Here is a 12,191-nt window from a genome sequence, read left to right as displayed (position 1 = left end):
CGTAAGCTGAAAGAGTTTGATCAAATGACGAAGTTGCCTGAGACGACCGGGAACATGCCCGCTCGCCAGCGATTTGCCAAGTACCAATCTGACCGTCACGCTATCGTGAAGCAGGCGCCTTGCGCGGCCGGATTGCGCACACGTCGCGATCAAGTTGTTTTGACCGTGCAATCACGCTTTGTCCGGCAGTTTCGACGCGCCCGTTCGTTATTCCCTGAGTCGCTGGCCTGAAAACCATCCGGTTCCAGCCAGCCGTTCCCGGAAGGATTTCTATAATGAACTTGAAGACAATCATCGTCGTGCTCGGCACGATTTCCAGCCTTTCCGCTGCCGGTGTCGGCGGTGCCCAAGCGGCGGACACGCTGCGCGTGCGCGGCACTGTGGCCAGTTTCGAGCCATCGCTGCTCACCGTGAAAACCCGCCAGGGTGATACCTCCGCCATCAAGCTCAATGCCGGCTGGAAGATATCAGGCATCGCCAGCGCATCCGTGAAGGACATCAAGCAAGGCGATTTCCTCGGCATCGCCTCCGTATCGAAAGCCGATGGCGGCAGCGGCGCGCTGGAAGTTGTGGTCTTTCCGGCAGCCTTGAAAGGCACTGGCGAGGGCGACCGCCCCTGGGACCTGCAGCCCAACAGCCGCATGACCAACGGCACCGTGGCCGACGTCACCGACATAAACGGCCGAGCCGTCACGCTGACCTATGACAATGGGCAGACGAAGAAGATTTCGATACCCGACACCACACCTGTCGTGACCTTCGCGCCGGCCACGCCGACCGACCTCAAGCCAGGTGCGACGGTCGTCGTCACGGCTGAGCGAGCGGCTGACGGCACGCTGAGTTCCGGCCGCGTGGTGGTTGGAAACAATGGCGTGGCCCCGCCAATGTAGGCAAAACAGGCGGGAAAGCATGGCCTTTCGGCCTTGGCGATGATGATGGTGGAAGCCCGATTTGCTTAGAAACAGTCGAGAAACAAAATTCTACAGCCGGGAAATAACGAGGAAAAAATTCAGGAGCGTAATCCCATTCGCGGCGATCGGGTCATCGACTCGATCGACTTGCTAAAAAAGGAAAACGACCCATGAAGACGTCCCTCCTCTCGGCCCTCGGGCTTGCGGTTGCACTTGCTTTCACGGTGCCGGTGATCGGCGCGACGAGTGCGGATGCCGCTCCGGCCACGATGGCACAGCATCATCACCACCATCATCATCCCTACCATCCTGTCCATCACCGCCATCACTACCATCACCACTACCATCATCATCACCACGACATGAAGAAGGCCTAGGCATACCAGACTGCCAACGAGAAGACCGGCCTTGGCTGTTCAAGGCTGGTCTTCTCGTGGCAATGCGATACGATTCAGCGCCGGCTGAACAGCAGACTGGCAACGAGACCGACCATGACAAGGCCGACCGCGACGGCCGCGGCCGGATGGTCGCGCGCCGATTTCTCGACGACCCTGCCTTGCTTGCGTATGGCCGGCATCGCATCCCGCAGACGCCCTGCAAGATCGGCATAGGTGTCGAGCGCGGCATCGCGACCGTCTTCGTAATAGGCGCCGCCGCGTCTGGACACCGCCTTCTTCAGGCTGGCCAATTCCCTGGTGAGAGCCGCGACCTGCTTGTCGAGGTCGATGTCCGAGAGGGTCGAATATGATGCCATGACGTTTTTCCTTCAATTGCAGAAGGAAACGTAACGCCTCACGCCAAGGCGGGTTCCGGTTTTCGACCGGCCGACATTGCTCAGTTGGCGGTCAGCGCACCTGATCGAGCAGTCGCTTGCATTCCAGGAGGTCGAACAGCGCTTCCTGCAGCAGGGCGCGATTGTCGCGCGAGAGTTTCGACGCGTCCGGCTGAACCGGACCGTCCTCGTCGCTCTTGCCCAGGCCGAAAAAGCGGCGGCTGGGTTTGACGCGCGGCTGGCCAACCAGTTCGTCATCCATGCCGCGCGGCTGGGCCGCAGGCGTCAACAGCACTTGATCGGCCTGCCGGCGCTGCGAGATCGCCTCGACGGCGGCCATGTCGCCATTGCCGATGGCGACCAGGAAATGATTGCCGTTCTCGCGCAGCAGCTTCTGCACGCCCTTGATGGTGTAGCCTTGGTCGTAGAGCATATGGCGGATGCCCTTGATCAGTTCGACATCCTGCGGCCGGTAGTAACGGCGGCCGCCACCGCGCTTCATCGGCTTGATCTGATTGAAACGCGTTTCCCAGAAGCGCAGCACGTGCTGCGGCAGGTCGAGATCTTCGGCGACCTCGCTGATGGTACGAAAGGCGTCGGGGCTCTTGTCCATGGGCGAATCCTCACGCTGGACGATGATCCGGCCTACCTGCCGAATCGGGCCTCATTTCAGCGGTTTGTGAAACAATATTCAAGCCCGGCGTCATGGCGCGGCGCCGTTTTCAACCGCTGAGCCGAGCGAGGCTACTTACTGCCCTTGGCCTTGCCGCTTTGATGGGACCGCAAGATGCGGCTCTTCAGTACGTTCGACGACTTGAAGGTCATCACCCGGCGCGGCAGGATCGGCACCTCTTCGCCAGTCTTGGGATTGCGGCCGATGCGCTCGTTCTTGGAACGGACGTGGAATGTCGCGAAGGACGACAGCTTCACCGTCTCGCCACGCACGATCGCTTCGCAGATCTCGTCCAGCACCGCTTCGACAAGTTCGGCCGATTCAGTGCGCGATAAGCCGACCTTCCGGTAAACAGCCTCGGCAAGGTCGGCGCGCGTAAGTGTCTTTCCCCCCATGCGACCGTCCCATCAGCTCAAAACATTAAATTCGGCACAACAACGGCAGAGCCTAAGTAATTGATCCGGCAAGGTCAAGGACCGAAACCGGACCGTTCGGCACTTACCAGCGAACCAGAACAGCACCCCAGGTGAAGCCGCCCCCCATGGCCTCCAGAAGCACGAGATCGCCCTTCTTGATGCGGCCGTCGGCGACGGCCACCGACAGCGCCAGCGGCACGGAAGCAGCCGACGTGTTACCGTGCAAATCGACCGTCACCACCACCTTTTGCTCGGCTATCCCGAGCTTCTTGGCGGAAGCGTCAATAATTCGTTTATTGGCCTGATGCGGCACGAACCAGTCGAGATCATCGGCCGAAATGCCGGCTTGCGAGAACGTCGCCTCGATGACGTCGGTGATCATCCCGACCGCATGCTTGAAGACTTCGCGACCCTCCATCCTGAGATGGCCGACCGTGCCCGTGGTCGATGGCCCGCCGTCGACAAAGAGCTTTTCCTTGTGGGTGCCGTCGGAACGCAGGCTGGCCGCCAGAACGCCACGATCGGCGATCCCGCCAGCCCCCTCGCCGGCCTCCAGGATCACGGCACCGGCGCCGTCACCGAACAGCACGCAGGTCGAGCGGTCGCTCCAGTCGAGGATGCGCGAGAACGTTTCCGAGCCGATCACCAGCACGCGCCTGGCCAGGCCGCCACGGATGTAGAGATCGGCCGTGGTCACCGCATAGACGAAGCCGGAGCAGACCGCCTGCATGTCGAAAGCAAAACCGTGATGCATGCCGAGCCGGTTCTGGATCTCGACGGCGGTGGCCGGAAAAGTGTTGTTGGGCGTCGAGGTCGCCAGCACGATCACGTCGATGTCGGCTGGCGTCAGCCCGGCATCGGCAAGTGCGGCACGCGCCGCCGCTTCACCCAGCGAAGCCGTTGTCTCGTCATCACCGGCGATATGGCGCTGGCGGATGCCGGTGCGCTGGGCGATCCATTCGTCGGAGGTTTCCACCATGCCTTCGAAATCGGCATTCTTCATAATTCGGCGGGGCAGCGCGGCGCCCGTGCCGCGCACGACTGATCTGATCAAAGTTCTTTCCTATTCCTTTGCGTCGATAACGACGTCGGATTTCCTAGATGTCTGAGTATGCGGATTGCGCGCATGAAACAGGTCCAGATCCGCCTCGATGCGGTCGAGCAGATTGTTGCGAACCATATCGTAGGCCAATTCGATCGCCGCGGCGAAACCATCCGAATCAGCTCCGCCGTGGCTCTTCACAACGATCCCGTTCAATCCCAGGAAAACGCCACCATTCGAGCGCCCGACATCCATCTTTTCACGCAAGCGGTTGAAAGCGCCCTTGGCGAAGACGTAGCCGATCCTGGCCATCAGGGTGCGGCTCATCGCGGCGCGCAGATAGCCCGCTATCTGCCGCGCCGTTCCTTCGGCCGTCTTCAGGGCGATATTGCCGGCGAAGCCCTCCGTCACCACAACGTCGACCGTACCCTTGCCGATATCGTCGCCTTCAACAAAGCCATGATAATTCATCGAGGCCATGTTGGCCTCGCGCAGCATGCGCCCCGCTTCCTTGACCTCTTCCTGGCCCTTGATCTCCTCGACCCCGACATTGAGCAGGCCAACCGTCGGTCGCGTGATGCCGAAGACAGAGCGCGCCATACCGGTGCCGAGAATGGCGAAATCAATAAGCTGATGGGCGTCGGCACCGATGGTGGCGCCGACGTCGAGCACCACGCTTTCGCCACGTGTCGTCGGCCAGAGCGCTGCAATCGCCGGCCGTTCGATGGTGGCCATGGTGCGCAGGCAGAATTTCGACATCGCCATCAGCGCACCGGTATTGCCGGCAGAGACACAGGCGTCCGCCGACGCTGCCWTGACCGCCTCGACAGCCTTCCACATCGACGACTTCCAGCGGCCGTGACGCAGCGCCTGGCTAGGCTTGTCGTCCATCCTGACGGCGATCTCGCAGTGGAAGAATTCACTGATTTCGGCCAGCTTCGGGAATTTGGCCAGTTCAGGGCGCACCACCTCTTCACGTCCGAAGATGACGAAGCGGATGTCGGGACGGCGGGTCGCGACCGTCATGAGCGCCGGAATGACCACGGCTGGTCCGTGATCGCCGCCCATGGCATCGATGGAAATCCTGATCACGCGGTATTCATCTCACGGTTAGGCGGCAGGTCGCTTTAGTGGTCGCGAAGGTTCGGCGAAAATAGCGGTTTTGGGCTGCCGCACAACCGACTTTTCCGTCGCGGGCATGGTTTTCAGGATTTTCCCAGCAAGGATCGCAGTTTTTGCTGAAATTCATTCTCCGCCGGTTCGCTCTCGCCGCCGGCATCCAGAGACGCGCCCTGCTTGCGCGGATATGGGTCGATCGCCAGCCCGAAGAACTGTTCGGCGAGCGCCCCGACATCGATCGTGTCGCCGGAAAATGTTTCGGGAGCGTCCGGTCCGTCCGCGTCGAGCAGGATCTCGCCGCCGTCATCGAAACCCTGCCGTCCGAGCTTGGAGTCCTCGGGCAGCAACAGCGCTTCGACCGGCTCGTCGATATGCGCTTCGACAGGCTCGAGCGTGACGATGCAGGCCTGGGTGATGTCGGCTTCGACGCGACCGCTGACCTTCACGCCATTGCGCTTCCATGACGTCACCAGAAGCTCGGCGCGATAGGCTTCGACCGAAAGCAGCCCGTGCTCCTCGGCCAGCGCCGCGCGCTGCGCGGCGTCAGCCTCGATCACCACCGGCAACCCCTTCTGCGGCAGACGGGCGATGTTCGCGCGGAACGATACCGGGCTTTGCGGGTCAATGTGTTTCATCGATCAACCTCCGTTGGCGACGGGAAACGCCACCGTGCCGGAGACTATCGATTCGGATGGCTGGGTGGCCAGCTGATCGCGGGCGTCGGTGACATAGTTGGCCAGCAGCGACGCTTCCGGCCAGGCGCCGGTGTCGGGCCGGACATTGCGGGCAAGGGCCGCGGTGAGCCCGTCATGGTCGTTTCTTTCCAGGGCATCGTCATAGGCGGCGGTTCGGCCATAGAACATCTTTGCCAGCTTTTTCATGCGTTTGGGCACGCCGACATCGCCAATGCCCAATTCCCGCAGCGAATGATCGACATCGAGGAAGAACTCGTCGATCAGCACCTGCGCAACCTCTTGCGCCACGCCGTCCTCGCGGCGCAACCGGTGCTGGAACAGGAACATGTGCAGCGACACCATCTCGAAGCGGCCAAGCGGCGTATCGGGCACATTCCAATGGGAATAAAACACAGTCTGCCGCGCCGCCGCCACGATTTGTGCGTAGAGCGCCTCGGTGATAGCGCGGTTGGCATGGCGTTCGCGGCCAAAAATGCGCTGGAACATTGGGGATGGTCTCCCGGGGACCGTTTGTTGAAGTGGCCTTGTTGCATCGGCCTGCAAGCTGGTTTACCGGTTTTGCGGCCCAGCGCAAGTTGCGGCCAGCTAATGGAGTTGTTGTTGCGCGCGCTGAATTTCAAGTCGACCTTCTCGTCCCGGCCCGCCGGTGCGATCTCGCTACTGGTGATTGTTTCGGCGCTGTCCGCCTGCCACACCTCCAAGATGATCGGTGACCTCAGCCCGAGCGAAACCCTCACCCAGGGTTATGTGATCGATCAGCAGGCGATCGACCTGGTTCCGGTCGGATCGAGCCGCGAGCAGGTGCTTCTGGCGCTCGGCACGCCGTCGACGACGGCGACCTTCGACAACGAGGCCTTCTATTACATTTCGCAGACGCGCAAGCGCTACGTCGCCTTCGACAAGCCGCACCTCATTGACCAGCATGTGCTGGCGGTCTATTTCGGCCCCGACAGTCGCGTCACCCAGATCGCCAATTACGGCTTGAAGGACGGCAAGGTGTTCGACTTCATCTCACGCACCACGCCGACCGGCGGCAAGGACCAGAACTTCCTCAGCCAGATCATCAACGGCGCCAGCAAGCTGGCCCCCGGCATCCCGGGCGGCGGCACTCCCTGATCTCAGACCTGCCTTCCCTCGAGGAGAGCAGCACCATCTCAGGCGACCAAAAACCCGCGGGAGCGATCCTGCGGGTTTTTGTTATGGAAGATCAGTCGGCAAGGCTCGCAGCGAGGCCTCGCCAAAGGGACGAACTGAAGGGCGGCCGGTCATCGACGCAACAAAAAACCCGCGGGGATCGCTCCCCGCGGGTTTTGTCTTGGGGCCAATGGCTCAGCCGTGCGCGAGCACGGCCAGCAGCAGCAACGCGACGATGTTGGTGATCTTGATTGCCGGGTTGACGGCCGGACCGGCGGTGTCCTTGTAGGGATCGCCGACCGTGTCGCCGGTCACCGAAGCCTTGTGCGCTTCGGAACCCTTGAGGTGCTTGACGCCGTCCTTGTCGACAAAGCCGTCTTCGAACGACTTCTTGGCGTTGTCCCAGGCGCCACCGCCGGAGGTCATCGAGATGGCGACGAAGAGGCCGTTGACGATGACGCCGAGCAGCGAGGCGCCGAGGGCGGCAAAGGCGGACGCCTTCGAGCCCGAGATCAGCAGCACGCCGAAATAGACGACGAGCGGCGCCAGCACCGGCAGCAGCGACGGGATGATCATCTCGCGGATCGCCGCCTTGGTCAGCAGATCGACAGCGCGAGCGTAGTTCGGCTTCGACGTACCGGCCATGATGCCCGGATCCTCGCGGAACTGCTTGCGCACCTCCTCGACAATGGCGCCGGCCGCACGGCCGACGGCCGTCATGGCGATGCCGCCGAACAGATACGGGATCAGGCCGCCGAAGATCAGGCCGGCAACGACGTAGGGGTTGGAGAGATCGAAGGAGATCTCGCCCATGCCCTGGAAGTACGGATACTTGTCGCCATTGGCGGCAAAGAACTTCAGGTCGTTCGAGTAGGCGGCAAACAGCACCAGCGCGCCGAGACCCGCCGAACCGATGGCGTAGCCCTTGGTCACCGCCTTGGTGGTGTTGCCGACCGCGTCGAGAGCGTCGGTGGAGTGGCGCACTTCCTTGGGCAGACCGGCCATTTCAGCAATGCCGCCGGCATTGTCGGTGACCGGGCCGAAGGCGTCGAGCGCAACGATCATGCCGGCGAGGCCGAGCATCGTCGTGACCGCGATCGCCGTGCCGTAAAGGCCGGCGAGCTGATAGGTCGAGATGATGCCGGCGACGATGACGATCGCCGGCAGCGCCGTCGATTCCAGCGAGACTGCAAGGCCCTGGATGACGTTGGTGCCGTGACCGGTCACCGACGCCTGGGCGATGGAGTTGACCGGGCGCTTGTTGGTGCCGGTGTAGTATTCGGTGATCACCACGATCAGACCGGTCACCACGAGGCCGACCAGGCCGCAGATGAACAGGTTCTTGCCGGTGATGGCCATGCCGGCAACCACGCCGATCTCGCCCCAGCCCAGGGTAACCGAGGTGGCGACGCCGAGGCCGACGATGGACAACAGGCCGGTGACGATCAGGCCCTTGTAGAGCGCGCCCATGATCGAGCCGTTGGAACCGAGCTTGACGAAGAAAGTGCCGACGATCGAGGTCAGGATGCAGGCGCCGCAGATGGCGAGCGGATAGAGCATCGCCGCCCCCAGGACGGCGGTGCCGCCGAAGAAGATGGCGCCGAGGACCATGGTGGCGACGACGGTCACCGCGTAGGTTTCGAAAAGGTCGGCGGCCATGCCGGCGCAGTCGCCGACATTGTCGCCGACATTGTCGGCGATGGTGGCCGGGTTGCGCGGATCGTCTTCGGGAATACCGGCTTCGACCTTGCCGACCAGATCGCCGCCGACGTCGGCGCCCTTGGTGAAGATACCGCCGCCGAGACGGGCGAAGATCGAGATCAGCGAGGCGCCGAAGCCCAGCGAAACCAGCGAGTCGATGACGATGCGGTCATTGGGCTGAAGGCCCATGAAGTGGGTGAGTATGAGGTAGTAGATCGACACGCCGAGCAGGGCCAGGCCAGCGACCAGCATGCCGGTGATGGCGCCCGACTTGAAAGCGATGTCGAGACCGGCGGCGAGGCTGTTGGAGGCCGCCTGCGCGGTACGCACATTGGCTCGCACCGAAACGTGCATGCCGATGAAGCCGGCGGCGCCCGACAGGACGGCGCCGATCAGGAAGCCAACCGCGGCGGTGATGGAAAGCAGCCACCAGGCGAGTATGAGCACGACGACGCCGACGAGGGCGATCGTGGTGTACTGGCGCGCCAGATAGGCCTGCGCGCCCTCGCGGATGGCCGCGGAGATTTCCTGCATGCGTGCATTGCCCTGATCGGCCGCGAGGACCGAACGTGTCGCCCAGATGGCGTAGAGGACAGAAAGCAGACCGCAGGCGATGACGGCGGAAATAATTGTCATTGCCGGATTTTCCTCGATTGATGGCCCAAAAGAACCCCTCCCTGGGCCGTTGAGACAAAGACCGGACCCGTGCACGGAATCCGCCTCTTCGCAGCGGTGTATGCGAAACAGGGCTGCGAACGTCAAGATATTGTTCGGTTTTTGCCCGGCTTTCGCCCAAAAGGCATAGGGCCACGAGACCGCGGCCATCGGCATTGTCCTATTAGATCGATTGAAATCGATCTCGACGGGGACCCTTGGCTACTCGACTTCGCGGCCCATGCGGCGCGCCGTGTAGCGTTCGACCGCCGAAAGACCGTCATAGATCAGCACGGCAAGGGCGGCCACGATCAGCCCGCCCTGCAGGATGAAGGCAAGGTTGTTGGACAACAGGCCGGCGATGATAACCTCGCCCAGCGTCTTGGCGGCAACGGTCGAGCCGATGGTGGCGGTGGCAAGGCCGATCACCACCGACAGCCTGATGCCGCCAAGGATGATCGGGGCGCTGAGCGGCAGTTCGACCTTGGTGAGCCTTTGCCAACCGGTCATGCCGGCGCCGCGCGCCGCCTCCATGACATTGGCCGGCAATGTCGTCAGGCCGGTCAGCGCATTCTCGAAGATCGGCAGCAGGCCATAGAGAAACAGCGCGATCAGCGTCGGTTTTTCGCCGAAGCCGACCGCCGGCACGGCAAGCGCCAGCACCGCAACCGGCGGAAAGGTCTGGCCGATGTTGACCAGGCTGCGCGACAGCGGCAGGAACTCGGCGCCGGCCGGCCTCGTGACCAGGATGGCCAGCGCGACAGCGACGATGGTTGCAGCCACAGTGGCGATCAGAACGATGCGTAAATGCAGCAAGGTCAGCGTCAGCAGGCTGCCCTGATTGTAGATCACCGGCGCATTGTTCTCGGTCAGCGGCTTCAGCAGCGGCTCGAACCAGCCGGGATTGGTGACGAAGGCAACCAGCAGCACCACCAAAGCCAGCCTGAGCAGCGAGGGAAGCCAGGCCTTCATGCCGGCCTCGCGGCGCGCTTGACCAGGCCGTCGACGGTGACGCGGCCAAGCGGCTTGCCGTCGGCGCCTTTGACCGGCAGCGCCGGCCGGCCCGACCACAACAATTCGGCCAGCGCATCGCGCTGGCTGGCGTCGCCCGGGATCGCCTCGCCTTCGGCGGAGCCCCTCTCCACGGCGTCGCGCACGCGGCCGAGCGAAAGCAACCGAAACGGCCTTTCGCTGGCGCCGACCAGGGTCTCGACGAAGGCACTGGCCGGATTTGCCAGGATCTCCGCGGGTTTGGCGTACTGCACAAGCTTGCCGGCATCCATGACGGCGATCTTGTCGCCCATGTGGACGGCCTCTTCCATATCGTGGGTGACGAAGATGATTGTGGTGCCGAAGCGTTTCTGGATCGCCAGCAGATCTTCCTGTGCCTTGGTGCGGATGATCGGGTCGAGCGCGCCGAACGGTTCGTCCATCAACAGCACGTTGGGCTCGGCGGCGAGCGCGCGGGCAACGCCGACGCGCTGCTGCTGGCCGCCGGACAGTTCGTGCGGGTAGCGCGGCCCGAACGCGTCGGGATCGAGCTGGTAGAGCGTCATCAACTCGTCGACGCGGGCCTTGATGCGGGCCTTGTCCCAGCCGAGCAGCACCGGCACTGTGGCGATATTCTGCGCCACCGTGCGATGCGGAAACAGGCCGTGGCCCTGGATGGCGTAGCCGATGCTGCGGCGCAGTTCGTAACCAGGCAGCGAGCGATTGTCCGCGCCATCGAGCTTGATGACGCCAGCCGTCGGCTCGACCAGCCGGTTGATCATGCGCAGCAGCGTCGTCTTGCCAGAACCCGACGTGCCGACAATGACGCAAACCGTGCGCGGCTCGATGACCATCGAGACGTCATCGACGACCGTTGTCGCGTCGTAGCGCTTGGTAATGCCTTCGATCTCGATCATGCCATTTCAACCCTGCGCTTGGTGGCGGTCATTTCGATCACTGCGTCGAGGATGATGGCGGCGGCGAAGGCGAGCGCGACCGTCGGCACGGCGCCGAGCAGCACCAGATCCATCGCCGTCTGGCCAACCCCCTGGAAAACGAACACGCCGAAACCACCGCCACCGATGAGCGCGGCAATGGTGGCGAGGCCGATGTTCTGCACCAGAACGATGCGGATGCCGGTGAGGATCACCGGAAATGCCAGCGGAAACTCGACGCCGAACAAGCGCTGCCGGTCGGTCATGCCCATGCCGCGCGCCGCGTCGTTGGCGGCGCGCGGCACGCCGGCGAGACCGACCACGGTGTTGGCCACAACCGGCAGCAGCGAATAGAGGAACAGGGCGACGAAAGCCGGTGCCGTGCCGATGCCGCGAATGCCGAGCGCGGCGGCTCCCGGCACGTGCGTGGCGACCCAGCCGAGCGGCGCGATCAGAAGGCCGAACAGCGCGATCGAGGGAATGGTCTGGATGATGTTGAGCACGTTGAGCACGCCGGCGCGCAGCCTTTCGACGCGATGGCAGAGGATGCCGAGCGGCAGGCCGACGATCACAGCCGCGGCCAGCGAGCCGAGCGCCAGCGTCACATGCTTGGAGCCCTCGGCCCAAAAACTGTCGGCGCGGTTGGCGTATTCCTTGAGGATCGACAGATTATCCCAGCTTCCCGAAATCAACAGCAGGCCGATCGCCAAAGCCGCCACAACAAGCACGCCGACCCGTGCCAATGGCGACAGGTTCAGCCGTGTCAGCACATCGGCCAGCAGAAGCGTGAAGGCGAACATCAGTATCCAGAAACCGGAAGCAGGCGACACTCTCGCAAGGGTGTTGCCGGCCGGCGTCAGAAATGTTCCGGCGACGCCAATCAGCAGCGCCAGCGCTGCAAGCACCACCACGCTGGCGACGAGGCGCAGGACAAGCGGTGTCCTGAACAGCGCGACAAGTGCGGCGGCAACAATGATGGCGAGCAGCAGCGTCCCGGTCGCCGTCGGCAGCGCCTCGAGAATCGAGCGCGCCTGGCCGGGAACGATGCGGTTGGCGCGGAACGTGGCAAAGGGCGCAGCGAAAGCCGCGTAAGCTACTATCGCGGCGATGACCACGCCGAGCTTGTCGAACCGGATCTGCACGCCCTCC

14 protein-coding genes are annotated in these 12,191 nt (G+C 63.1%); 3 read left to right on the top strand and 11 right to left on the bottom strand.

The genetic code is table 11. From position 1 onward, the window contains the following. The first annotated feature begins 275 nt into the window (after nt 1–275). Complete coding sequence (locus tag AC1DZP_RS29305; RefSeq protein WP_477307214.1) at nt 276–890, top strand: hypothetical protein; 615 nt, start codon at nt 276–278, stop codon at nt 888–890. A 191-nt stretch (nt 891–1,081) separates the two neighbouring features. After that, nucleotides 1,082–1,288, top strand: coding sequence for a hypothetical protein (locus AC1DZP_RS29300; RefSeq protein ID WP_457153466.1), 207 nt, complete (start codon nt 1,082–1,084; stop codon nt 1,286–1,288). Nucleotides 1,289–1,362: 74 nt separating this feature from the next. Here AC1DZP_RS29300 and AC1DZP_RS29295 read toward each other — a convergent pair whose 3' ends face one another. The 7 genes from AC1DZP_RS29295 to AC1DZP_RS29265 form a co-directional block, all read right to left on the bottom strand. Continuing rightward, on the bottom strand, nt 1,363–1,665 hold the full coding sequence (locus AC1DZP_RS29295) for a hypothetical protein (protein ID WP_477307212.1): 303 nt from the start codon (nt 1,663–1,665) through the stop codon (nt 1,363–1,365). Between the two features lie 91 nt (nt 1,666–1,756). After that, nucleotides 1,757–2,296, bottom strand: a complete 540-nt coding sequence (locus AC1DZP_RS29290; protein WP_477307211.1) for a MerR family transcriptional regulator — start codon at nt 2,294–2,296, stop codon at nt 1,757–1,759. Between the two features lie 131 nt (nt 2,297–2,427). Further along, nucleotides 2,428–2,751, bottom strand: a complete 324-nt coding sequence (locus tag AC1DZP_RS29285) for an integration host factor subunit alpha (RefSeq protein WP_095081181.1) — start codon at nt 2,749–2,751, stop codon at nt 2,428–2,430. Between the two features lie 103 nt (nt 2,752–2,854). Continuing rightward, complete coding sequence (locus AC1DZP_RS29280; protein WP_457155136.1) at nt 2,855–3,826, bottom strand: beta-ketoacyl-ACP synthase III; 972 nt, start codon at nt 3,824–3,826, stop codon at nt 2,855–2,857. A gap of 9 nt (nt 3,827–3,835) precedes the next feature. After that, nucleotides 3,836–4,906: a phosphate acyltransferase PlsX gene (gene plsX / locus AC1DZP_RS29275; protein WP_477307208.1), complete on the bottom strand. Its 1,071-nt coding sequence runs from the start codon at nt 4,904–4,906 to the stop codon at nt 3,836–3,838. Nucleotides 4,907–5,019: 113 nt separating this feature from the next. Beyond that, nucleotides 5,020–5,568: a YceD family protein gene (locus AC1DZP_RS29270; RefSeq protein WP_477307206.1), complete on the bottom strand. Its 549-nt coding sequence runs from the start codon at nt 5,566–5,568 to the stop codon at nt 5,020–5,022. Between the two features lie 3 nt (nt 5,569–5,571). Further along, a complete protein-coding gene (locus tag AC1DZP_RS29265; RefSeq protein WP_477307204.1) occupies nt 5,572–6,114 on the bottom strand; it encodes a ubiquinol-cytochrome C chaperone family protein in 543 nt (180 codons plus the stop codon). A gap of 114 nt (nt 6,115–6,228) precedes the next feature. Here AC1DZP_RS29265 and AC1DZP_RS29260 point away from each other — a divergent pair, with 114 nt between their 5' ends. Next, nucleotides 6,229–6,744, top strand: coding sequence for an outer membrane protein assembly factor BamE (locus AC1DZP_RS29260; RefSeq protein WP_457152675.1), 516 nt, complete (start codon nt 6,229–6,231; stop codon nt 6,742–6,744). Between the two features lie 213 nt (nt 6,745–6,957). Here the strand turns inward: AC1DZP_RS29260 and AC1DZP_RS29255 are convergent, their stop codons facing one another. The 4 genes from AC1DZP_RS29255 to AC1DZP_RS29240 all read right to left on the bottom strand — a co-directional run bounded on the left by AC1DZP_RS29255 (nt 6,958) and on the right by AC1DZP_RS29240 (nt 12,184). Further along, nucleotides 6,958–9,099, bottom strand: coding sequence for a sodium-translocating pyrophosphatase (locus AC1DZP_RS29255; RefSeq protein ID WP_095081313.1), 2,142 nt, complete (start codon nt 9,097–9,099; stop codon nt 6,958–6,960). Nucleotides 9,100–9,339: 240 nt separating this feature from the next. Then, nucleotides 9,340–10,089, bottom strand: a complete 750-nt coding sequence (locus AC1DZP_RS29250; protein WP_477286297.1) for an ABC transporter permease — start codon at nt 10,087–10,089, stop codon at nt 9,340–9,342. Then, complete coding sequence (locus tag AC1DZP_RS29245) at nt 10,086–11,024, bottom strand: ABC transporter ATP-binding protein (protein WP_457152672.1); 939 nt, start codon at nt 11,022–11,024, stop codon at nt 10,086–10,088. Before AC1DZP_RS29245 ends, AC1DZP_RS29250 begins: the two co-directional genes overlap by 4 nt. Then, the gene (locus AC1DZP_RS29240; RefSeq protein ID WP_477307201.1) at nt 11,021–12,184 is read right to left on the bottom strand and encodes an ABC transporter permease; all 1,164 of its coding nucleotides are present in this window, start codon (nt 12,182–12,184) and stop codon (nt 11,021–11,023) included. Before AC1DZP_RS29240 ends, AC1DZP_RS29245 begins: the two co-directional genes overlap by 4 nt. Nucleotides 12,185–12,191 lie beyond the last annotated feature (7 nt).

The organism is Mesorhizobium sp. P2_F8, assembly GCF_056403655.1.
The sequence above is the reverse complement of the archived record's forward strand: the minus strand, read 5'-3'. Positions and strand labels throughout refer to the sequence as shown.

Coding starts and splice junctions, on each gene's coding strand:
- AC1DZP_RS29305 (WP_477307214.1), top strand. CDS start 276: ATGAACTTGAAGACAATCATCGTCGTGCTCGGCACGATTTCCAGCCTT.
- AC1DZP_RS29300 (WP_457153466.1), top strand. CDS start 1,082: ATGAAGACGTCCCTCCTCTCGGCCCTCGGGCTTGCGGTTGCACTTGCT.
- AC1DZP_RS29295 (WP_477307212.1), bottom strand. CDS start 1,665: ATGGCATCATATTCGACCCTCTCGGACATCGACCTCGACAAGCAGGTC.
- AC1DZP_RS29290 (WP_477307211.1), bottom strand. CDS start 2,296: ATGGACAAGAGCCCCGACGCCTTTCGTACCATCAGCGAGGTCGCCGAA.
- AC1DZP_RS29285 (WP_095081181.1), bottom strand. CDS start 2,751: ATGGGGGGAAAGACACTTACGCGCGCCGACCTTGCCGAGGCTGTTTAC.
- AC1DZP_RS29270 (WP_477307206.1), bottom strand. CDS start 5,568: ATGAAACACATTGACCCGCAAAGCCCGGTATCGTTCCGCGCGAACATC.
- AC1DZP_RS29265 (WP_477307204.1), bottom strand. CDS start 6,114: ATGTTCCAGCGCATTTTTGGCCGCGAACGCCATGCCAACCGCGCTATC.
- AC1DZP_RS29255 (WP_095081313.1), bottom strand. CDS start 9,099: ATGACAATTATTTCCGCCGTCATCGCCTGCGGTCTGCTTTCTGTCCTC.
- AC1DZP_RS29250 (WP_477286297.1), bottom strand. CDS start 10,089: ATGAAGGCCTGGCTTCCCTCGCTGCTCAGGCTGGCTTTGGTGGTGCTG.
- AC1DZP_RS29245 (WP_457152672.1), bottom strand. CDS start 11,024: ATGATCGAGATCGAAGGCATTACCAAGCGCTACGACGCGACAACGGTC.